Origin of the sequence: Sphingomonas sp. Leaf32 (assembly GCF_001421765.1) — a bacterium.
In the GTDB taxonomy this organism is placed as follows: Bacteria; Pseudomonadota; Alphaproteobacteria; order Sphingomonadales; family Sphingomonadaceae; genus Sphingomonas.
On sequence record NZ_LMLA01000009.1, the window covers coordinates 151,667 to 174,076 of the forward strand.

Genomic DNA, 22,410 nt, shown 5'->3' on the forward strand with positions numbered 1-22,410 from the left:
CAGCGCAGGCTGGGGCCTCCTGCGGCCAGGCGCGCGCTCCATTACCGAGAGATCCCAGCCTGCGCCGGGATGACGATCGTGGCGGCAAAGCCCACCCCATAACCCGCCGCTATACCTCGCCGCGACAGCATGATTGGGCGCAGCGCCACGCCCCGCCCTATCCCGGTGTCCCGACAGCCAGCAGGGTGCGCGATGATCCCCGGTCCCTTCCTCCTTTACCTCGGCCATTCCGACGACGCGGTCGGTATCAAGACCTCGCGCGGCGTCGCCACCTTTCGTCCGGACGAATGCGTCGGCGAATGGCGGCACGACGATTGTCCGCTCACCCTCGGCCTGCCGCGCATGGACGCGGCGGAGGGCCGCGCAGCCGGGGCGAACACCCTGATCCTCGGCATCGCCAATGCCGGCGGCCGCATGGGCGACGCGCTGATCGACGATGCGCTGGCGGCGATCGCGACCGGCATGAACGTCGCCTCCGGCCTCCACCAGCGGCTGCGCGACGTGCCCCGGATCGCACAGGCCGCGCAGGACGCCGGCGTCCGGCTGTTCGACGTGCGCGACCCGCCCGCCGACCTCCCCGTCGGCAATGGCCGGCGGCGCGCGGGCAACCGGCTGCTGACCGTCGGCACCGATTGTTCGGTCGGCAAGATGTATACGACGCTGGCGCTGCGCGACGCGATGGTCGCGCGCGGCATCGCCGCCGATTTCCGCGCGACCGGCCAGACCGGCATCCTGATCGCCGGCTCCGGCGTTCCCGTCGACGCGGTGGTCGCCGACTTCATCTCCGGCGCGATCGAGACGATCACCCCGGCGCGCACCGATAATGGCTGGGACCTGATCGAGGGGCAGGGTTCGCTGTTCCACCCGTCCTTCGCCGGGGTATCGACCGGCCTGCTCCACGGTGCCCAGCCGCGTGCGATCGTGATGTGCCACGATCCGGCGCGCGACCATATGCGCGGCCTGCCGCACTATGCCGTGCCGGACATCGCCGACTGTATCGCCGCCAACCTGTCGGTCGCGCGGCTGACCAGCCCCGACGTGCAGGCGGTCGGCATCGCGCTCAACACGGTGAAGCTCGCCGAGGACGAAGCCCGCCGCCTGTGCGCGCGGACTGCCGACGCGCACGGCCTGCCCTGCACCGATCCCTATCGCTTCGGCGCGGACCCGATCATCGACTGGATGCAGACATGCTTCGACATCTCGACGTCGCCCATGACCGTTTCGGCCTGAGCACCCCTTTCCGCATCTCGCGCGGGGTCAAGACGGCGGCCGACGTCGTCACGGTGACGATCACGCAGGGCGACGTCGCCGGCCGGGGCGAGGCGGTGCCCTATGCCCGCTATGGCGAGGGCATCGACGACACGCTGGCCGCGATCCGCGCCATCGCGCCGGCCATCGCGCAAGGAGCCACCCGCGCCGACCTCGCCACGCTGCTGCCCGCCGGCGCCGCCCGCAACGCAGTCGACTGCGCGCTGTGGGACCTCGAAGCCCGGCTCGCCGGTACCTCGGTCGCCGCCCTCACCGGCCTCACCGAACCGGTCGCGCTGGCATCGGCGATCACCATCGGCCTCGACACCCCCGACGCCATGGCCCGCGCGGCGGCACGGGTCGCGACCGTTCCGCTGCTCAAGATCAAGGTCGACCGCAGCGACCCCGCCGCGCAGATCGCCGCCGTCCGCGCCGCCGCCCCCCTGCCCCGCCTGATCGTCGATCCCAATGAAAGCTGGACGATCGACACGCTGGCAGCCCTCAAACCCCACCTCGCCGAGTGGCGCGTCGACCTGCTCGAACAACCGCTGCCGGCGGGGGAAGACGGCGCGCTCGCGACCGTCGACAGCCCGGTACCGATCTGCGCCGATGAATCGCTGCACACCGCCGCCGACCTCGACAGCCTTGCCGGCCGCTACGACGTGGTGAACATCAAGCTCGACAAGACCGGCGGCCTGACCGAAGCACTGATCCTTGCGCAGACGGCGCGCGCGAAGGGGTTCGGGTTGATGGTCGGGTGCATGGTCTGTTCGTCGCTGGGCATCGCGCCCGCCATGCTGCTCGGCGGTGAGGCCGCGTTCGTCGATCTCGACGGACCGCTCTGGCTCAGCGAGGACCGCCCCGGCGGCGTCACCGACCATGATGGCATGTTGTCGCCCCCCGCCCCCGGCTTCTGGGGCAACTGATGCGCCGCTGGTTCGCGATTCCCCTGTGGCAGCGGGTCGTCGCCGCGCTGTTCCTCGGCGTCGCGATCGGGCTGCTGTGGCCGGACGGTGCCGCCGCGATCAAGATCATCGGCGACCTCTTCGTCCGCTGCATCAAGATGCTGGTCGTGCCGGTGGTCCTCATCACCATCGCCGCCGGCATCGCGTCCTTGGGCGATCCGCGCCGTCTGGGCGGGATCGGCGGGCGGACGGTCGCGCTGTTCGCCTTCACCACGCTCATCGCGGTGACGGTCGGCATGGCGCTGGGCCTGTTGCTCCAACCGGGCAGCGGCATTGCGCTGGCCGGCGTCGCGCCGCATGTGCTCGGCCCCCCGGTCACCCCCGCCGATCAGTTGCTCGGCATCGTGCCGCTCAACATCGTCGACGCGCTGGCGAAGGGCGACATGCTCGCGATCATCTTCGTCGCCGTCCTGCTCGGCATCGCCAGCGTCGTGTCGGGCGAAGCGGGCAAGCCGGTCGTGGCGCTGTTGCAGGGGCTGTCCGCCGTCCTGCTCCACCTCGTCCGCATCGTCATGGAGGTCACCCCCTTCGGCGTCCTCGCCCTCATCGCCAATGCCGTTGCGGGCAATGGCTTGGCCGTTTTTGTCAATGTCGGCTGGCTGGCGCTGTGCGTGATCCTCGGCACGCTGGCCCAGATGGCGTTCCATGCCGGGCTGCTGCGCTTCGTCGCGAAGCTGCCGGTGGTGCGCTTCTTTCGCGGGATCGTCGATGCGCTGATCGTCGCCTTCTCAACCGCCTCCTCCTCCGCCACGCTGCCGGTAGCGCTGCGCGTCAGCCAAGACAATCTCGGCATCGCCCGCCCGATCGCCTCGACCGTCCTCCCGCTGGGCGCCAGCATCGGCAAGGACGGGACGGCGATGTATGTCGGGCTGCTCGGCCAGTTCGCGTTGCAGGCGCTGGGCATCGTGCCCGATGGCTGGATGCTGGGCGTGATGCTGGCCACCGGCGCGCTCGCCGCGTTCGGCACCGCGCCGGTCCCGTCCGCCTCGCTGTTCATGCTGGCGGCGATGCTCGGCGCGGTCGGGGTCGGCGCGGAACAGACCGCTTTGGTCGTCGGCCTCGTCCTGCCGTTCGACCGGCTGCTCGACATGACGCGCACCGTCGCCTCAGCCAGCGCCAACCTGACCGTCGCGACGCTGGTGGCGCGCGCCGAGGACGGGCTGGACGAGGCGCGCTATCGGGGCCAAACGGCGACATGAACCTGCGCCACATCGAGATTTTCCACGCCGTCTACGTCAACGGATCGGTCAGCGCCGCCGCCCGCGCGCTCAACATCTCGCAGCCCTCCGTCTCGAAAACGCTGCGCCATGCCGAGACGCTGCTCGGCTTCGAACTGTTCCAGCGCACCAACAGCCGCCTCGTCCCCACCGAAGACGCCCACGCCCTGTTCGGCGACGTGGCCGACATTCAGGAACGCGTCCGGGCGCTCCGCGAAGCCGGCCGCAACCTGCGCAGCGGCGGCGGCGCGACCCTGCGCATCTCGGCCCTCCCCAGCCTCGCCCTCGGCGCCCTACCGACCGCCGTCGCGCGCTTCATGGCACGGCGCCCCGACGTCCGTTTCGACCTGCAGACCGTCCATCATGACGACCTGCTGCGCAAACTCTACGAGCGCGAAACCGACATCGCCATCGCCGCCGAAGTCCCGCGCGGCGCGCCGCTGGGGAAGGTTTGGCTGGGCGAGGGCGAACTGGTCGTCCTCTACCGCGACGCCGACTTGCCCCAGGCGGCGCAGCGGATCGAACTGCCGCAACTGGTCGGCCACCCCTTCATCACCCTCGCCGCCAGCGGCCCCATCGGCCAGCTCTTCGCGCAGGAGCAGGAACGCCTCGGCATCGAATTGCAGGAGGTCGCCTCGGCCCGCACCTTCTACATCGCCGCCGCGCTGGTCCGCGCGGGCGTCGGCTTGAGCGTCGTCGACAATTTCACCGCCGAAGCCTCGCTGGCCGACGGCCTCGCGATGCGCCCGCTCAAGCCCTCGCTGACCTTCGACGTCCATGCCATGCACCTGCTCGACCGTCCGCCCAGCGCGCTGGCCAGCGAGTTTCTCGGCGTGCTGCGCGAGGTGATCGAGGCGCCTTGAGGGTCGGGCGACCGTCGCCACCCCTCAATGACCACATTTTTCCTATCAGAACCGTTCGTGCTGAGTAGGGGCTGAGCTTGTCGAAGACCCGTATCGAAGCATTCTGCCGCAAGCGGTCCTTCGATACGCCGCTTCGACAAGCTCAGCGGCTACTCAGGATGAACGATTGTGGCGTTAACCGGGATCTGGAGACCGACGGCCTAGTCGACGCGCTTTCCTACAAACCAGCGCCCCGCTACCTTGGCTCAGCTCTTTCCCATCGCCGCAACCCGCCCCGCGCCAAACGCCACACGAAAACGTGGCAAGTGTGAACTTAGTGAACTTTGGAACCGGCCTGACCGGCTAACCTATTGATCTATCATCAAACTCCGCCACCACCGCATCCCCGGTCGCCGGCCGCAGCTCGAAAATCCCGCTGTCGAAATGCCGCGTCGGATGCACCCGGTTGGTGAGCAGCGTCCACGCCAGCCCCCGCTCGAAATCGACCCACAGCCCGGTTCCGGTAAAGCCGGTATGCCCGATCGTCCCCGCCGAACACGCCTGCCCCCCCGACCATCCGGGAAAACGGATTTCCCACCCCGCCGTGCGATGCCCCTCGACCGGCGTCCGGATCGCCGCCAGCATCGCCGCCGACGCACCCGTCCCATCCAGCAGCCCCAATGCGAAATCCAGCACGCCATCGACCGTCCCGAACAGCCCGGCATGGCCGGTCCGCCCGCCCATCGCCGAACAATTCTCGTCATGCACCTCGCCCACCAGCACCCGCCCGCGCCACTGGCAATGCTCGGTCGCGACCGCCGGCCCCGGCGGCGGTCCCCAGCTCAGGCCCGGCCCCAGCGGTAGCGCGTCCAGCCCGGCGCCGATGATCCGCTCGACCGCGATCCCCAGCAGGATGAAATTGATGTCCGAATAGACCGGCGGCCCGTGCCGCCACTCCCGCTGCAACACGAACGCCCGCAGCCGCGCCGGATCGTCGCCATAGGTATAGATCGGCTCGACCGCCGGCAGGAAGGTGCGGTGGACCAGACAGTCGCGAAACGTCAGCCGCCGCTCCGCCGCGCCCGCCACGTCATATTGCCGCAGATCGGGGATCGCATCGGTCAGCGGCCGGTCGAGGTCGATCCGCCCCGCCTCCGCCAGTTGCAGCACGAACCGGGTGGTCGCGATCACCTTGCTGACCGACGCCAGGTCGAACCAATGCTCGCGCGTCAGCGGCCGCTCCTCGGGCACCCGCTGCGCCAGCCCGGCGACCCGCACCTCCCGCACACCATCGGCGGTGACGATTCCCAGCGTCGCACCGGGTATCCGCCCTTGCGCGACATACCGCGCGGCTTCGGCAAAGGCCCGGTCGATCATGCATCATCCTCCCGCGCCCGGATCTTCGACAGCGCGGGCAGCAGCGGGATCGCCGCCAGGCTGACCGCGCCCGACAGCAGGAAGAACCCGTCATAGCCGATCACCCCGACCATCGATCCGCCAGCCCCGGCCAGCATTCGCGGCAACAGAAACGCAAAGCCGGTCAGGAACGCATATTGCGCGCCCGGATAGCGCGGGTTCACCAGCAGCGAGAGGTAGACGACGAACACCGCCCCCGCAAAGCCGTTGCCGAACTGATCCAGCGCGGTGGCGACATACAGCGTCGCCTCGCTCACCGGCTGATGCGCCAGCCACACGAACCCGAAATTACCGACCGCCGCGACCACCGCGCCGACCGCCAGCGCCCACAGCATCGGCCGGCGCGTGACCATCCATCCGCCCAAGCCAACGCCGACCATGCTCGCCGCCAGCGCCACGACGCCGTCTGCCCGCCCGATCTGGCTGAGCGTATAGCCCAGCCCCTTTATCATCGGCTTGGACAAGTTGAGCGCCAGCACGTCGCCCATCCGATAGAGCGAGACGAATACCATCAGCAGGATCGCCGCATACTGAAACCGCCAGAAGAAATCGACATACGGCCCGATGGCGGTCGACGTACGGATCGGCGCGGTCGGCGGTGCTTTCCGGATCCACGGCAGCGCCGCCGCCATGCCGACGAACGGCACCATGCACAGCCCCAGCACCCATGGCGTGACGTTGCTCTTCGCATCGATCCCGATCCCTGCCGCCGCCGACAGCAGGATATAGCCGACGCCCGCCGTCACCGCGCACGCGATGCCCAGGATCACCGCCCCGCCGCCAACCCCGGTCAGCAGCGCCACCATCCGCCCGCCGCCCCGGCCCGCTTCCGGCCGCATCGCCGCCAGGATCGGGAACGGCAGGAACGCGGCTACCGCGACCAGCAGATACGCCAGCGTCCATCCGCCATTGTCCGCCAGCAACAGCGCGCCGCTGCCCGCCGCGACCATCGCCGTGCGATACCCCCACAGGTTCGCCGCGACGATCGGCCCCTGCTGATCCTGTGTCGGAAACAGCTCGATCCGCCACGCGTCGGCGGCGACCTCCAGCGTCGTGGTCCAGAAGGCGAGCAGCACCGCGAACAGCGCGGTGACCGGCAGCGACGCATCGTCTGCCGTCCACGCCATCGCCCCCATCGCGGTGACGATGCCCAGCTGCGCCAGCATGATCCACCCGCGCCGTTTGCCCCAGAAGCGGCCGAACCCCGGCACGTCATACCGGTCGAGCAGCGGCGCCCACACGAACTTCAGCGTCGGCAGCAGTTGCACCCACGCAAAGAAGCCCAGCACGGTCAGAGCGACGCCATGCGCCTGCAACCGCAGCGCCAGCACGGTCGAAAACATGTAGAAGGGCAGCCCGGCGGCAAAGCCCAGCAGTCCGTACAACAGCATCGCGCTGCGGCCCGGATGGGTGGCGGCGTCGGCGGCGGGCGGGACCGCAGCGGCGGCGGATGCGGTCATGGCTACTCCGGACACGGCAAAGCGCGAACCTCAAGCGATCCGGCCCCCACGTCAACCGGCCCATGGCCGCCGGTTATACCCGCCCTCCGTTTTTGCGTCAGGCGCGGTCCAGCCCCCATTGGTCATAGCGGAAGCGATGCCCGCCCAGCGCGAACTGCCGCCCGTCGATCCGCTCCACCTTCGCAGCTTCGGCCCCTTGCGCCATCCATGCCGGGATCGCGATCCGGTCGACCGTTTCGCCGAATGCCCCGGTGAGCGGCTCGGGCAGGTCGACCAGCAGGTCGCGCGCGCCCAGCCGCGTCGCGACCGCCTCGCTCCCGTCGAACGGCGGCAATTCGGTGAAGCGACAGGACAGGTTCAGCGCGACCTGCCCCGCCGCCTGCCCATCGACCGCCGCCCCGCCGCTGCGTTCGCTACGGTGGTTCCGCCATGCCGTTCCCAGTCGCTCGGCCAGTTCGTCCAGCACCACCGGATGCAGCGCGCGTTCGACCAACAGGCGGTTGTCGCGCGGGATGACGATGGTCGGCATCGCCTCCAGCAGCGCCAGCGTCGCCTCGACCGGCAGCAGGTCGGGATAGGGCGCGACCCGCTTCGCCCCGCCCAGCCCGTGCAGCGCCCGCCCTGTCAGCAGCGACGTCATGTCGCGCTCCGCCGGTCGCAGCACGATCACGCGCGCTTCCGCGAACCCGCCCCGCGCCCGCCCGGCATGGCGATGCAGCCGCCCGATGCGCTGCAGCAGCACGTCGACCGGCGCTAGGTCGGTAATCAGCAGGTCGGCATCGATGTCGAGCGACTGTTCCAGCGTCTGCGTCCCCACCAGCACCCGCCCGCCAGCCCCGCGCCCCTTGCCGAACAGCGACGTCACTGCATCGTCCAGCTTCTCGCGGTCCGCCGCCGCGAACCGGCCGTGGTGGACCGTCGGCACCTCGTTCACCGCAAAGGCGAGGTCTGGGGCCATTTCCGCCACCGCCTGCGCCACGGCGACCGCGCCGGCCACGCTGTTGCGCACCACCAGCACCGCCGCCCCGGCCCGCGCCGCCTCGACCGCCCGCATCGTGATCGCACGCGGGTCTTCCAGGATCGGCGCGACCTCGACCGTCACGGCCTTGTGCCGACCCACCGCCCCCTCCGCCGCCCGAAGCGGCACGCCGCGTCCCGACAGCGCCGGATAGGGCACCGCCTCCGCTTCTTCGGGCGACGGACAGGGCTGGCGCAACAGCTTCGCCCGCGCCGCCGCGCCCAGCGTCGCCGACAACAGCAACGCCTGCCCGCCCGCTGCAATATGCTGGTCGAGCAACCGGTCGAGCAGCCCGGTCATATAGGCGTCCGACGCATGGACCTCGTCGACCACCAGCAGGCTGCGCGCCAGCACGCTCGACCGGAACAGCGCGTGCTTGACCGGCAGCGCGCCCAACAGCGCCTGATCGATCGTCCCCACCGCGACCCGCGCCGCCAGAAACCGATTGGCCCGCTCCGCCGCCCAGCGTTCCTCGCCCTTGGCCCCGTCGTCCCAGCGCACGGCATAACCCGGCAACGCCTGCCCGCTCGCCTCGCCCGCCTTCAGATAGCCCGGCACTGCCAGCACCGCGCGGGGACCATCCGCCCCCCACACCCGCCGGAGCATCGCATCGACCCGCGCGTGCAGCTGCACCGCCGCCGACCGCGTGGGCAACGCGAAGAACAGTCCGTCGACCAGCCCCCGCCGCCGCAATTCCAGCCAGCGCCACAGCGCCGCCTCGGTCTTGCCCGACCCCGTCTCCGCCTCGATCAGCGCCACCGCCCCCAGATCGCCGGCGGCGGCCTGCTGGAAATCGAACGGCGCATGACCGAACGCCGCGACGAAATCACCCGGTGGGGTATCGAGCGGCCGGAACCCCCGCGCCTCCGCCGCCGCCAGCGCCGCTTCGGCCCGCATCGCCACCCGCGCCGCCCCCCGCGGTCCGTCGACCGGAAAGCGCTGCGTATCCGACCCCAGCCAGTCGGCCAGCGTCACCAGCCCGGCGAACAACGCGACGAAGCGCGGCGCGGACGGCAGCCGCTCCCCCGCTTCCCACGCCAGCGGCCAGCGCGCCCGCACCGCGTCGATCAGCGGCAGGACGTCGGCGGCCGGATCGCCATCGGCCTTGGGCCACCAAAGTCCGTTATGCTTGCCCCAATCCAGCGAGGTCGCCGCTTCGTGAAATTCGGCCAGCGGCCTGCCATGATGCGCCATCACCGCCGCGAAATGCTGTTCCGCTCCCCACGCGTCGATCATCGCCAACAGGGCGGCCGCAGCCGGCGTCTGCCGCAACTTCGAATGGTTCAGCAGCGCCGCGACCGGTCCGGTATGGCCGATCTTCTCCCGAACCTTCGGATCGATCCGCGCCTGAAACCCGCGATTGGCCTTGCCCAGATCGTGTAGCGCCATCAGCACCACCAGCCGCGCGACATCCTGCTCGGTCAGCGCCCGCCCCGCCGCCGCCGTCAGCGGAGCCATCCATCCCCGCACGACGATCTCCGCCACCGCCCCGACATCGAGGCAATGGTCGATCAGCGACAGCGCGGCGACCGCCACCTTGTCGTCGTCGCGCAACAGCTTGGCCCAGGGACCATCGAGTTCGAGCATCGGCCGCATCTCCATACCTGCATCGTCCACGCGTGCGGACAGCAGGGCAAGGCGATTGATCCGAAATGGAGCTTGTCGGCGAACGACCATCTTGACTCCCCTCCCTGACAGGGAGGGGTCGGGGGTGGGTCGGCCCGTTGCGGCGCGGGCACCTTTCCTCACAAACCAACCCACCCCCAACCCCTCCCTTGTGAGGGAGGGGAGCAGGTCCAGCCAATCGAGACAGGATTGGAGCCATCGCGGATTGGCAGCGCCACACCCCCTCCCCCACCCTCATCGGCGAGAGGGGGAAGCGTCATGGCCAGCCACAGCGGCGTTCGCACAGCCCAGCCGGGTGTCGGCCAGTTCGTGTCGCTGCGCGGGCGGCTGTGGATGGTCGAGACGCAGCCCGACGGCCCGTTCGACGGCCACCGCCTCGCCTGTATCGACGACGATGCCAGCGGCGAGGATGCCCGCGTGCTGTGGAGCGCGGAGGTCGACGCCCGGCTGCACGACGAAGAGGCATGGGCGTCGCTCGGTCGCGAAGGCGGGATTGGCGGAGGCGATGCCGCCAGCTTCTCCGCCTATCTGCGCACCGTCCGCTGGCGCACCGCGACGGCGGCCGAACGCGACCTGTTCCAGGCGCCGTTCCGCGCCGGCATCCGGCTCGACCCGTATCAGCTGCTGCCCTTGCGCAAGGCGTTGCGCCTGCCCCGCGTCAACCTGCTGATCGCCGATGATGTCGGGCTGGGCAAGACGGTAGAGGCCGGGCTGGTGCTGCGCGAGCTGCTGCTGCGACGCCGCGTCGACTATACCGTGGTGCTGGCCCCGGCGGCGATGACCGGCCAGTGGCGCGACGAATTGCAGAGCAAGTTCGGCCTCGCCTTCGAGATCGTCGATGCCCGCCATCTGGAGGCGCTGCGCCGTCGGCGCGGCTATGGCGCGAACCCGTGGGCGGCGGGATCGCGCTTCATCCTGTCGCACCGGCTGCTCGGCGACGAAGCCTATGTCGCCGGCTTACGCGACATATTGGAGGATTTCCGCGCGCGCTCGCTGCTGATCCTCGACGAAGCGCATCACGCCGCACCGGCGGGCGGCGGGCGCTACGCGATCGAAAGCCAGTTCACCCGCTCCCTGCGCGACCTGTCCGACCGGTTCGAACATCGCCTGTTCCTGTCCGCCACGCCGCATAACGGCCATCCCAACAGCTTCGCGACCTTGCTCGAACTACTCGATCCGCAGCGATTCACGCGCGGTGTCGCCGTGCGGCCCGCCGATCTCGAACCGGTCATGGTCCGCCGGCTGAAAAGCGACCTCAGGGCGCTGGGCGAACGCTTCCCCGAACGAGTCGTGGCACCGATCGTGATCGACGGCCTGCCCGACGACGCGCCCGAACTGGTGCTGGCCGCCATGCTCGCCGACTATCGCCGCCTGCGTGAGGCACGGATCGCCGCCCTGCCGCCAGCACGCCGCGCGCAGGCGCGACTGGGCTTCGTCGGGCTGCAACAACGGCTGCTCTCCTCGATCCCGGCCTTCGCCCGCACGCTGAAGGTCCATATCGACGGCCTCGACCGCGCCATCGCCGGCGCGGCGGCGACCATGGTTGCCGAGGATGTCGAACCCGACGCCCCCGACCTCGCGGCGCAGGAGGATGCCGCGCTCGACCTGCTCGACCGCAGTGACGAAGCCCGCGCCCGTGCCGACGCGCTGGCGGGTGCCCAAGATGCCTCGTCGGGCCAGCTCGCCGCCGAACGCGCCCATGCCGCCGCGATGCTGGCGCTGGCGGAAACCGCGCGCGGCAGCCCCGATGCCCGCGTGCGCTGGCTCCTCGACTGGGCGCGCGACCACCTGCTCGACGCGACCGGCAACTGGCGCGATCGGCGGCTGATCCTGTTCACCGAATATGAGGATACGCGCCGCTGGCTCCAGCGCCAGCTCTCGGTCCTCACCGATCCCGCCGATGCCCACGAAGCCGACCGGATCGACAGCTTCACCGGCATCACCTCCACCGAACGGCGCGACGCGATCAAGCGCGCGTTCAACGATCCCGCCAGCCCCTTGCGCATCCTGATCTGCACCGATGCCGCGCGCGAAGGCATCAACCTGCAATCGCAATGCCACGACCTGATCCATGTCGATCTGCCATGGAACCCGTCGCGGCTGGAACAGCGTAACGGGCGGATCGACCGCAAGCTGCAACCCGCCGACACGGTGACCTGCCGCTACTTCACCTATGCCCAGCGGCCCGAGGACGTCGTGCTCGACGCGCTGGTGCGCAAGACCGAAGCGATCCGGCGGCAACTGGGGTCGGCGGGCCAGGTGCTGGGCGACCGCATTGCCGAGAGTTTCCGCAGCGGCATCGACCGCACGCAGGCGCGCGACCTTGCCAGCCGCATCCGCGACGCGGAGGCCGATGCCCGCGTCGCCGCCGCCGTCCGCGACCTGGACGACGGCGCCGACGCACGCCTCGCCCGGCTGCGGCGCGAACAGGCCGATCTCGCCGCCGCGCTGGACAAGGCACGGGCGCGGGTCGGCGTGGACCCGGACGAATTGCAGTCGGTGGTGGAACTGGCACTCACCCGATCGGGCGGGGCGTGGACCATGCCCGGTGCGGTCGGCGACGTACCCGTCTTCGCGCTCGACGAACCCCGGCTGGCGGGCGACCCGAGCTGGACGCCGCTGATCGACGAACTGCGCGGCCGCCCCGCCAAGCCCGGCGAGCGTCCCGGCGAATGGCGCGCCAGCCCCGACGCCGCCGTCCGCCGCGTCAGCTTCGCGCCCGCGATCCTCGACGACGGGCGCGATGCCGGTGACGTGGTGCAGCTGCATCTGGAACACCGGCTGGTGCGGCGGCTGCTCGGCCGGTTCCTGTCGGCGGGGTTCCGGCAGGGGCTGGAGCGGTGCTGCGTCATCCGCACCGCCACCACCGCATCCCCGCGCGTCGTGCTGCTCGGGCGGCTGGCGCTCTACGGCGAACAGGCGGCGCGGCTGCACGAAGAGGTGTTGAGCGTCGCCGCCGACTGGCGGGACGACACGCCCCTGCGCGCGCTGGCCGAGGGGCGCGAGGCGGAGGCGCGGGTGCTGGACGAACTGCTCGCCGCTTTGCGCGATGCGCAGGATGCCGATCCCGCCACGGTGCGCCTCGCCACGACCGGCGCGGCGAACGACGTCGCCGCCCTGCGCCCGGTGCTGATCGAACGCGCCGATGCCCGTGCCGCGCGGGTGGCACAGGAACTGACCCGCCGCGCCACCGCCGAGGCGCAGGGGCTGGAAACCCTGCTCAAACAGCGCATCGCCCGCGTCCTGCGCGAACGTGGGCTGGACACCGGACAACTCGACCTGCTGCTCGACCCGGCCGAGGCGCGGCAGCGCGCCGCCGACCGCCGGTCATGGGATCGCGCCGCCACCCGGCTGGACGACGAACTGGTCCGCGAACCCGAACGCCTGCGCGCCGCCGCCCGCGTCCACGCCACCCGGCTGGAACCGATCGGGCTGGTCTATCTGTGGCCGGCGGCATGAGCGCAGGCAGCGGCCCGCATGACTGGATCGGTTATCTGCAACCGGTCGGGCTGGTCGTTGCTCCCGCCGCACTCAGCCGGATCGGGGCGTGGGTCACGCCGCAGGATGCCGCCGACAGCGCGGGCGTGGCGGCGGCGCTGGCGGATTTCAACGCCGATCCCTGGCCCTTCTTCCGCGACATTCTCGGCTGGCCGGCGGCGCGGGTCGCGGGGGTGCCGGGTGGCCCGCCCCTGCCCGATACGCTCAGCATCGCCTTTCCCGAACTCGACGTCCTGCTCGAACCGCATTGGGCGGTGCTGGCGGCAGACGGCACGCCGCAACTGCTGGTCCGGATCGAGGCACCGGGGCTGCTGCTCGACCGGCGCGGCACCCTCGACGGGTGGGAGGCAACCGCGCAGCAACGCTTCGAACGGCTGCTGCGCGAAACCGGCATCGGCGCGGGGCTGATCGTCGGCGCGCGCGAGACCGGCCGGCGCGAAGGGGCAACGACCGAAACCGTCCTGCGCCTGGTCGTCACCCCGCGCGGCGAGGTGTCGGGGCATATGAGCTGGCCGCTCCCCGCGCTGGCGGAGGTTGCCGGGCGCGGGATGCTGGGCGGGCTGAAGCTGCTGCTCGACGCCCATGCGCTGTTCACCGGGCCGCCCTCGCACCGCCTCCCGGCACTCCTCGCCGAAAGCCGCGCGGCGCAGGCCGATGTGTCGACCCGGCTCGCCGGACAGGTCCTCGCCAGCCTGCACGAACTGCTGCGCGGGCTGGACGCCGCCGATCCGGCGCGGGTGCGCGCGCTGGCACAGGCGCGACCGCAGCATCTGTACGAAGGGCTGCTGACCGTCCTGCTGCGGCTGATCTTCATCCTCTATGCCGAGGATCGCCAGCTGATGCCCTCGACGCCCGGCGGGGCGGCGGCGGCGCTGTATGAACAGGGCTATGCGCTGGGCGCGCTGCACCTGCGGCTGCGCGACGACGCCGCGCTCTATCCCGACATCATGGACGAACGGAGGGGGAGCTGGGGGCAATTGATCGCGCTGTTCCGGCTGGTCGGACGGGGCGACCCGTCGGGCTTCATGCAGGCGCGCGGCGGCAAGCTGTTCGACGAGGCCGCCTTTCCCTTCCTGCTCGGCCGCGACGCGCCCCATGATCCGGAAACGGTGCTGCCGGTCGGCGACGGCTGCGTGCTGCGGGTGCTCGACGGGCTGCTGATCGACCGGGGGGAACGCATCGCATATCGCGCGCTCAGCGTCGAACAGATCGGATCGGTCTATGAGACGGTAATGGGCTTCACCGCCCAGTGCGCGCGCGCGCCGATGCTGGCGATCCGCGCGGGCAAGGCGAACCGCGTGCCGGTCTGGGTCGACCTCGCCGCGCTCACCGCCCTGCCCGGCGGCGAGCGCGAGAAATCGCTGAAGTCGACCACCGGGCGCGGCGCATGGCCCACCCCCGTGTCGCGCGCCCTGCGCTCCGCCACCGACACCACAACGCTGGCGGCCGCCCTCGCACCCGTGGCCGACCACCGTGCCTCGCCGCGCGGCCAGCCGGTCGCGGCGGGCACCCCGATCCTGCAACCGACTGACGAACGCCGCCGCACCGGCAGCCATTACACCCCGCCCAGCCTGACCGGCCCGATCGTCGCCCATGCCCTCGCCCCCGCCTTCGCCCGGATCGGTCCCGACGCCGGCCCGTCGGACGTGCTGGACCTGAAGGTCTGCGACCCCGCCGCCGGGTCGGGCGCGTTCCTGGTCGAGGCGTGCCGGCAACTGGGCGAACGGCTGGTCGCCGCCTGGACCCGCTGGCCGGCGCAGCGCCCGACCATCCCGGCGGACGAAGACGAACTGCTCCACGCCAAGCGGCTGGTGGCGCAGCATTGCCTGCGCGGCGTCGACCGTAACCCGCTCGCCATCGACCTTGCCAAGCTGTCGCTATGGCTGGAAACGCTGGCCAGCGCGCACGAGTTCACTTTCCTCGACGCGGTGCTGCGCAGCGGGGACAGCCTGGTCGGGTTGCCCAATCCCAAGATCGTCGCGGTGACCTGGGACCGGGTGTCGCGGCAACATGGCTTTGTCGAGACGATCGTGCGCGACGGCATCGACGCCGCCGCCGAACTGCGCCGGCTGATGCGGCAGGAGGCGGAGATCGCGCCCTATGCCGCACAGGAACGCCGCCACCTGGCCGCCACCACCGCGCTTACCCGCGCGCATCTGGTCGCCGATGCGATCCTCTGGTCCTATTTCTCCGCCGAAAAGGCGCGCGACCGCGCCGCGCGGCTGGCCGAGGTGCAGCAATGCGTCCTCGCTCCCACCCCGGAAAGCTGGGCGCAACTGGCGGCATGGCAGGCGGAGTTGCGCGCTCCCCCGATCGGGATCGAGAGCTTCCACTGGGAATTGGCGTTCGAGGACGTGTTCCGCCGTCCCGATCCCGGCTTCGACGCGATCATCGGCAACCCGCCCTTCGCCGGCAAGAACACCATCGCCGCCGGCCACGCCGCCGCCTATCCCGACTGGCTCAAAACGCTGCACGAAGGCGCGCACGGCAATGCCGATCTGGCGGCGCATTTCTTCCGCCGCGCCTTCAGCCTGTTGCGTGTCGGCGGCGCGTTCGGCCTGATCGCGACCAACACCATCCGCCAGGGCGACACCCGCGACACCGGTCTCACCCGCATCCTGTCCGACGGCGGCACCATCACCCGCGCCGTCAGCCGCCACGTCTGGGAAGGCGAAGCGGCGGTCGTCGTCGCGCAGGTCTTCGTCCGGCGAGGGCCGGACGACAGCGCGCCGATCCTCGACGGCCGCCCCGTACGCCGCATCTCGGCCTATCTGATGGAGGGCGACCTTGACGGATCGCCGGCGACGCTGAAGGCCAACCGAAAGAAGGCGTTCGAAGGTTCGAAGCTGTACGGAAACGGCTTTGCATTTCGGGACGATCGCCCGGCAAGCCCACTCCATACGACGTCGTCGATGCGGGACGTCATCGATGCCAATCCTACCGATGGCCGTCGAATACATCCGCTATTGGGTGGCGAGGATCTGAACAATCACCCCCGGCAAAAAACGTCGCGGTTTGCCATGGACTTTTCGGGCCTTACGGAGAAGCAGGTTCGGGACGAGCATCCCGTGCTCTATCGGCTTTGTCGGGACACGGTGAAACCCGATCGCGACAAGGTGACGAATCCCACTACTCGGGATCGCTGGTGGCTGTACGAGCGTCAACGCCCTGAACTTTACGAAGCCGTTCGCAAACTTGAGACGGTCTTTTCGTTGTGTCGGGTCAGTCCGCATCTCTCCATCGCCCGCGTCGATGCCAGACAGGTTTTCGGTGAATCCGTCGATGTCTTCGCGTTCGAATCGATGGCCGTCTTCGCCACGCTCCAGTCCCGCGTCCACGAAGTCTGGGCGCGCACCTTTGCGTCCTCGATGAAGGACGACCTGCGCTACACCCCGTCCGACTGTTTCGAAACCTTCCCCCTGCCCCCTGCCTTCGACACCGCCCCCACCCTCGAAGCCGCCGGCCAACATTACCACGACCACCGCGCGCAACTGATGGTCGCGCGCGATCAGGGCATGACCCCGACCTATAACCGCTTCCACCGGGCCGCCGACACCGATCCCGACATCACGGGGCTGCGCGACCTGCACGCCGCGATGGATCGCGCGGTGCTGTCGGCCTATGGCTGGGACGACCTCGCCGCGCAGGCCGCACCGGTCTTCCTCGATCCCGATACCGAAGACGACCACCGCTATCGCGGCCGGCTGTTCTGGAGCGCGCCGTTTCGCGACGCGGTGCTGGCGCGGCTGCTGCGGCTGAACGAGGAACGCGCGAAAATGGAGCGGATGGCATGAACGCAGGCGAAGTGCGCAGCGAACTGGTCGCGCGGCTGCGGCGCAACCTGATCGGCCCCGGCGAGGCGGAGGACGCCGACCTCGCCGCCGAACGCCTGCCGCCGGGCGAAAGCCCGTCGCGCTGGTATCTGTCGGGCTATATCGCCCCGTCGGGTGAACTGACCGCCGACACCACCGACACGCCCGACGCCGAATGGGACGAGATCGACGGCCTGCTCCCCGACGAAGGCTTCGGCGCGGGCGGCGCGGCGGGCGACCATGACGAACCGGAGGCGCCAGCGGCCCGCCGCCGCTTCCTGCCCAGCACCATCGGCCTGTCTACCATGGTCGATCGCGCGGTCGAAACGCTGACGGTGACGATCGACTGGGGCGACTATGCCCCTGAACCGCCGCTGCCGCCCGAACTGCTCGAAAGCGGCGGCGAACCGCATGGGCAACCGGTCGGCTGGCGGCGCATCCCGCGCCATGCCACCGAAACGCTGCGCATCCCGCGCGAGGCGGACGGGATCGCGCGCGTTCCGGTCGTCGGATCGGCCGCCACCGCGCGGCCCGGCGGCGCGCTGGAACTCGCCATCCGCGCCCGCCCTTTCGCACTGCGCCGCGCCGACGGCACCCTGCGCGACGTGCAGGTCGTGACGATATTCCTCGTCAACAAACGGCTGGAGCCGCCCTCACGCTACCGCGACCTCGCCTATGCCTATCAGGTCCGCCTGACGCTGAAATGCGCGAACGGCTTCGTTGCGCAGCACGACCTGTCGCGCATCGCCCGCGACGATTGGGACGACCAGCTCGCCGACCTGCACTATCGCGACAGCGCCGCCTATGCGGTCGGCCTCGGCTGTGCCACCGGCCACGTCGCCGACGAAGACGGCCAGGTGCGCAGCGTCCACACCACCCACCTGCCACACGCGGCGGTCGAGCGGACCGTCGCGGCCCCCGTCGCCGACGTCACCTTCGCCATGGACGACCTGTCCGACCTTGCCGGCGGCGACGGCACCGCCCTGGCCGATGCGCTGCACCCGCTCGTCACCGCCTATCGCGCATGGTCCACCGACCAGCACGCGGCGGCGACCGCACCCGACATCGCCACCGCCCCGCAGCGCGTCCGCACCGCGACCCGGTTGATCGCGGAACAGGCGGAGGCGTGCGACCGCATCGCCGCCGGCATCGCGCTGCTGGGGCGGGACGCCACCGCGCGCCGCGCCTTCGCCATCGCCAATCGTGCGGTCGCCGACGCCACTCGCGCCCGCCGCCCGTCCGACACCCGCCCGGCATGGCGACCGTTCCAGCTCGCCTTCATCCTCCTGAACCTCTCGGCCATGGCCGATCCACGCCACCCCGATCGCGACACCGCCGACCTGCTGTTCTTCCCGACCGGCGGCGGCAAGACCGAGGCGTATCTGGGCCTCGCCGCCTTCACCATCGCGCTCCGGCGACTGGGGGCCAGCGGCCTGCTCGGCGCGGGGGTCGCGGTCATCATGCGCTATACGCTGCGGCTGCTGACGCTCGACCAGCTCGGCCGCGCGGCGGGCCTTGTCTGCGCGCTCGAACTGCTGCGAACCGGGCCGGACCATCGCGACGAAGCCGGACGCCCGCTGCTGGGCGACTGGCCGATCGAGATCGGGCTGTGGGTCGGATCGGACGCCAGCCCCAACTGGCTGGGCGGCAAGGGCGACAAGCGCGACGGCACCGCCGTCAAGCGCGTGCGCGCCTATACCACCGGCCGCGACAGCCGCGCCCCGGCCCCGATCAAGGCCTGTCCCTGGTGCAACACGCCCTTCACCAGACAGAGCTTTCGCTGCGTGCCCAATGCCGACGCGCCGACCAACCTCGAACTGCGCTGCGTGAACGACGCCTGCGCCTTTACCGGCGACCGCGCGCTGCCGGTGGTGACGGTGGATCAGGCGATCTATCGCCGTCTCCCCGCCTTCCTGATCGCCACGGTCGACAAGTTCGCCGCGTTGCCGTGGAACGGCGCGGCGGGCGCATTCTTCGGCCATGTCGACCGCGCCGACGACACCGGCTTCTACGGCGCGGCGGAACCGGGTAAGGGCCGCGCACTCGACAACGGCCATTTTCTCGCCCCGCCCGACCTGGTGGTGCAGGACGAACTGCACCTGATCTCCGGGCCACTTGGCACCGTGGCGGGCCTGTACGAAGCGGCGATCGACCGCCTCGCCTCGCGCACGCTCGACGGGCATCGGGTCCGGCCGAAGATCGTCGCCTCGACCGCCACCGTGCGTCGCGCCCGCGATCAGATCCGCGCGCTGTTCGACCGCCACGACACCCGCATCTTCCCCCCACCCGGCCTCGACCGGCGCGACAGCTTCTTCGCGCTGACCAGGCCGGAAAGCGCCGACGACCCCGCGCGCTGGTATGTCGGCATCGCGGCGGCGGGGCGCGGGCCGAAGCTGGTGTTCCTGCAAACGCTGGTGACATTGCTCGGCGCGGCGCAGGGGCTGGCGGATGCCGGGGGCGACGCCGATGCCTATCGCACCGCGCTGTGCTATTTCAACGCGCTGCGCGAACTGGGCGGCGCGCGGCGGATCGTCGAGGACGAGGTCGCCAATCGCCTGACCGACTATGGCGACCGCCGCCGCCGGATCGAACCGGTCGACCACCCCTTCGGCAACCGCAGCTTGGGTGAACCGGTCGAACTCACCTCGCGCGTATCGACCGATCAGGTCGCGGCGGCCAAGGCGCGGCTGGAAACCGGCTTCGATGCCGCGGGCGAACCGGTCGACGTGGCGCTGGCGACCAACATGATCTCGGTCGGCCTCGACATCGACCGTCTGGGCCTGATGCTGGTGCAGGGACAGCCCAAGACGGCAGCGGAATATATCCAGGCCACCAGCCGCGTCGGCCGCAATCCCGCCCGCCCCGGCCTGGTCGCCGTCGTGTTGAACATCCACCGCCCCCGCGACCGAATGCACTTCGAACAATTCCGTCATTTCCACGACACTTTCTACCGCGCGGTGGAGGCGACCAGCGTCACGCCATGGTCGGCCCGTGCGCTCGACCGGTCGCTGGCGGCAGTCGTGGTGGCGATCGCCCGGCATCTCGATCCGACGCTCACACCCTCCAGCGCGGTCGCGGCACTTGCCAACGCGCCCGACATCCGCGCGGCGGTGATCGCGCATCTGGTCGATCGCGCGCCCGACACGATCGATGGCGGGCGCGACCGGCTGGCAGCGACCATCGCCGGCCTGCTCGACGACTGGATGATGCTGGCCGACGAAGGGACGATGGCCGGCGGGCGGTTCAGCTATGACGACCGGCCGCACCGGCTGCTCCATCCGCCGCTCGACCCGGCGCTCACCAATTTGTCGCCCGCGCACGGGCGGTTTCAGGCAGGCTATAGTATGCGCGACGTCGAACCCGGCGTGCTGGTCAAACCGCGCGGGCCGAACGGCGAGCGCGTGAGCGGTGCGGGAGACATGGCATGAGCGGCAAGCGCATCACCCTGCGCCAGTCGCAGCTGGTGTTCGGCTTCGGTCCCGGCGCGATGGTCGACCTGCCGACCCGGTCGGTCGTGATCGGCGGGCTGGACCTGTGGCACATGCGCGAACGCGGCAGTTGGCGGCCGGTCCACGAACCGCGCGCGACCGCCGTCCTCGAAACGCTGCTGCGCGCGACCGGGCGCCTGGCCGACGACGTGCAGCTCACCTTGCGCACGCCGCCCGCCGATGACGAGGGGCGCAGTGGTTCGGCCGAGCCGCCGGGGATCGAGGCGCGCATCTTTCCCGCATGGTTCGTCGCGCGCGATGCGGAGACGGCGGGCGATGTCCGCCGCCGCCGCCTGGTCCGCTGGCAGGATCTCAATCCGCGCGGGCGGGCCGACTTCATCGACGATGACGGCCGGCGGGTGGCCGTCACGCCGATCCGCTTCGTCGCCGGCTGTCACAAGGGGCATTTGCAGGACATCGACTGGTCCTACGCCGTGCACGTCGACCAGCCCGGCCGCTGCGTGCAGCCGCTGTGGCTGGAGGAGCGCGGCACGTCGGGCGACCCCGCCTCGACCCGCATCACCTGCGGCTGCGGCGCCGCGCTGTCGCTGCGCGATGCGCAGGCCGATGGCCGGTTCGGCAAGTGTCGCGGGCGGCGGCCGTGGCTGAACAAGGACGAACCGACCGATTGCGGCGAGAACCTGCGCTTCCTCACCCGTACCGCGACCAACGCCTATTTCCCGCAGGTGCTGACCGTCATCTCGCTACCCGCTGCCGAGGACGAACTGACCCGGCTGGTGGAGGGGCAGATGGACGCGATCGACTGGGTGACGACCGAGGCGGAAATGGCGATCGCCCGCCGCGCCAACCCGTCGCTGCGCGCCGCGCTGGAGGGGTGGAGCGACGCCGAGATCGTCGCCCGCGTGGCGCAACTGCGCGCCACCGGCCACCAGAATCTGGCCAAAGCACCCAAGGTCGCCGAATTCGACCTCCTCGCCTCCGGCCTTGCCGAAATCGGCACCGACGCCCCCGACGCCCGCCTCCACGCCCGCACCCTGACGCGCGACCAGTGGGACGGCGACCGCCCCCGCCTGTCGCCCATCGCCTCGGTCGTCGCGGTGCACAGGTTGCGCGAGGTCGCCTGCCTCTATGGCTTCACCCGCTTCGAAGCCGCCCCGACCGCGATCGACGGCGACCTGGAAGAACTGCACATCGCGGTCGAAGGCGCGGCGCTCGCCAACGACCTCGACTGGCTGCCTGCGGTCGAACAACTGGGCGAAGGCATCTTCCTGCGCTTCGACGCGGAGGCCATCGCCGACTGGCTCGCCCGCCCCGCCGTCATGGCCCGCCACGAAGCATTGTGGAGCGGCTGGGAACGCTGGCGCGGCGGACAGGCGTATGGCGACAAGCTGCGCTTCCCGAACCTCGCCTATTACGCCATGCACGGGTTCAGCCACGCGCTGATGAACGAGATCGCGCTCGACTGCGGCTATCCCGCCACCGCGCTCAAGGAACGGCTATATGCGGTGCTGGAGGAGGACGGCCCGCGCTACGGCCTGCTGCTCTACACCGCCTCGACCGGCGCGCAGGGGACGCTCGGCGGCCTCGTCGCCGTCCTCCCCCGGCTGGGTGCCATCGCCGAGCGCGCGCTCGACCGGCTGGCGCTGTGTTCGGGCGACCCGATCTGCGCCGAACACGACCCCGACCACCACCAAGACGAACGCGCGTTGAGCGGTGCCGCCTGCCACAGCTGCCTGCTGGTCGCCGAAACGTCCTGCGAGGCCCGCAACCTTTACCTCGACCGCGCCCTCACCGCCCCCACGGTGCTGACGGCCGAAACGGCGCTGTTCCGTGGACAGGCGTAAAGGCTTGACGAAGCC

General features: G+C 70.7%; 11 protein-coding genes. 8 read left to right on the forward strand and 3 right to left on the reverse strand.

The window, feature by feature from the left end:
• The first annotated feature begins 192 nt into the window (after positions 1 to 192).
• From dgcN to ASE83_RS12935, 4 genes are read left to right on the forward strand one after another with little or no spacing between them, the layout of a single operon-like run.
• Positions 193 to 1,230 (forward strand): N-acetyltransferase DgcN, encoded by a 1,038-nt coding sequence (gene dgcN, locus ASE83_RS12920; protein ID WP_055790690.1) that lies wholly within the window; start codon positions 193 to 195, stop codon positions 1,228 to 1,230.
• The gene (gene dgcA, locus ASE83_RS12925) at positions 1,188 to 2,174 is read left to right on the forward strand and encodes an N-acetyl-D-Glu racemase DgcA (RefSeq protein WP_055790693.1); all 987 of its coding nucleotides are present in this window, start codon (positions 1,188 to 1,190) and stop codon (positions 2,172 to 2,174) included. The genes dgcN and dgcA overlap by 43 nt, the downstream gene beginning before the upstream one ends.
• Complete coding sequence (locus ASE83_RS12930; RefSeq protein ID WP_055790697.1) at positions 2,174 to 3,412, forward strand: dicarboxylate/amino acid:cation symporter; 1,239 nt, start codon at positions 2,174 to 2,176, stop codon at positions 3,410 to 3,412. The genes dgcA and ASE83_RS12930 overlap by 1 nt, the downstream gene beginning before the upstream one ends.
• Positions 3,409 to 4,293, forward strand: coding sequence for a LysR family transcriptional regulator (locus ASE83_RS12935; protein WP_055790700.1), 885 nt, complete (start codon positions 3,409 to 3,411; stop codon positions 4,291 to 4,293). Before ASE83_RS12930 ends, ASE83_RS12935 begins: the two co-directional genes overlap by 4 nt.
• A gap of 342 nt (positions 4,294 to 4,635) precedes the next feature.
• On the opposite strand, the gene ASE83_RS12940 is transcribed toward ASE83_RS12935, so the two are convergent.
• From ASE83_RS12940 to cas3, 3 genes are all read right to left on the reverse strand, one after another.
• Complete coding sequence (locus ASE83_RS12940) at positions 4,636 to 5,649, reverse strand: serine hydrolase domain-containing protein (RefSeq protein WP_055790702.1); 1,014 nt, start codon at positions 5,647 to 5,649, stop codon at positions 4,636 to 4,638.
• On the reverse strand, positions 5,646 to 7,148 hold the full coding sequence (locus tag ASE83_RS12945) for a hypothetical protein (RefSeq protein ID WP_055790705.1): 1,503 nt from the start codon (positions 7,146 to 7,148) through the stop codon (positions 5,646 to 5,648). Before ASE83_RS12945 ends, ASE83_RS12940 begins: the two co-directional genes overlap by 4 nt.
• 97 nt (positions 7,149 to 7,245) lie before the next feature.
• Entirely contained in the window at positions 7,246 to 9,783 is a 2,538-nt protein-coding gene (cas3, locus tag ASE83_RS12950) for a CRISPR-associated helicase Cas3' (protein ID WP_162236617.1), read from the reverse strand.
• A gap of 267 nt (positions 9,784 to 10,050) precedes the next feature.
• On the opposite strand from cas3, the gene drmD reads away from it, so the two are divergent.
• Genes drmD through drmB form a run of 4 tightly spaced genes read left to right on the forward strand, consistent with a single transcriptional unit; the run spans position 10,051 to position 22,395 of the window.
• The gene (gene drmD / locus ASE83_RS12955; RefSeq protein WP_055790710.1) at positions 10,051 to 13,251 is read left to right on the forward strand and encodes a DISARM system SNF2-like helicase DrmD; all 3,201 of its coding nucleotides are present in this window, start codon (positions 10,051 to 10,053) and stop codon (positions 13,249 to 13,251) included.
• Complete coding sequence (locus ASE83_RS12960) at positions 13,248 to 17,084, forward strand: Eco57I restriction-modification methylase domain-containing protein (protein WP_235513241.1); 3,837 nt, start codon at positions 13,248 to 13,250, stop codon at positions 17,082 to 17,084. The genes drmD and ASE83_RS12960 overlap by 4 nt, the downstream gene beginning before the upstream one ends.
• The gene (gene drmA, locus ASE83_RS12965; RefSeq protein ID WP_055790713.1) at positions 17,081 to 20,530 is read left to right on the forward strand and encodes a DISARM system helicase DrmA; all 3,450 of its coding nucleotides are present in this window, start codon (positions 17,081 to 17,083) and stop codon (positions 20,528 to 20,530) included. Before ASE83_RS12960 ends, drmA begins: the two co-directional genes overlap by 4 nt.
• A complete protein-coding gene (gene drmB / locus ASE83_RS12970; RefSeq protein WP_055790716.1) occupies positions 20,527 to 22,395 on the forward strand; it encodes a DUF1998 domain-containing protein in 1,869 nt (622 codons plus the stop codon). The genes drmA and drmB overlap by 4 nt, the downstream gene beginning before the upstream one ends.
• Positions 22,396 to 22,410: the final 15 nt, after the last annotated feature.

Excerpts from the sequence above, each read along its gene's own strand:
- drmB (WP_055790716.1), top strand. The coding sequence starts at position 20,527 with ATGAGCGGCAAGCGCATCACCCTGCGCCAGTCGCAGCTGGTGTTCGGC.
- drmA (WP_055790713.1), top strand. The coding sequence starts at position 17,081 with ATGAACGCAGGCGAAGTGCGCAGCGAACTGGTCGCGCGGCTGCGGCGC.
- ASE83_RS12940 (WP_055790702.1), bottom strand. The coding sequence starts at position 5,649 with ATGATCGACCGGGCCTTTGCCGAAGCCGCGCGGTATGTCGCGCAAGGG.
- drmD (WP_055790710.1), top strand. The coding sequence starts at position 10,051 with ATGGCCAGCCACAGCGGCGTTCGCACAGCCCAGCCGGGTGTCGGCCAG.
- dgcA (WP_055790693.1), top strand. The coding sequence starts at position 1,188 with ATGCTTCGACATCTCGACGTCGCCCATGACCGTTTCGGCCTGAGCACC.
- ASE83_RS12945 (WP_055790705.1), bottom strand. The coding sequence starts at position 7,148 with ATGACCGCATCCGCCGCCGCTGCGGTCCCGCCCGCCGCCGACGCCGCC.
- ASE83_RS12930 (WP_055790697.1), top strand. The coding sequence starts at position 2,174 with ATGCGCCGCTGGTTCGCGATTCCCCTGTGGCAGCGGGTCGTCGCCGCG.
- dgcN (WP_055790690.1), top strand. The coding sequence starts at position 193 with ATGATCCCCGGTCCCTTCCTCCTTTACCTCGGCCATTCCGACGACGCG.
- ASE83_RS12960 (WP_235513241.1), top strand. The coding sequence starts at position 13,248 with ATGAGCGCAGGCAGCGGCCCGCATGACTGGATCGGTTATCTGCAACCG.
- ASE83_RS12935 (WP_055790700.1), top strand. The coding sequence starts at position 3,409 with ATGAACCTGCGCCACATCGAGATTTTCCACGCCGTCTACGTCAACGGA.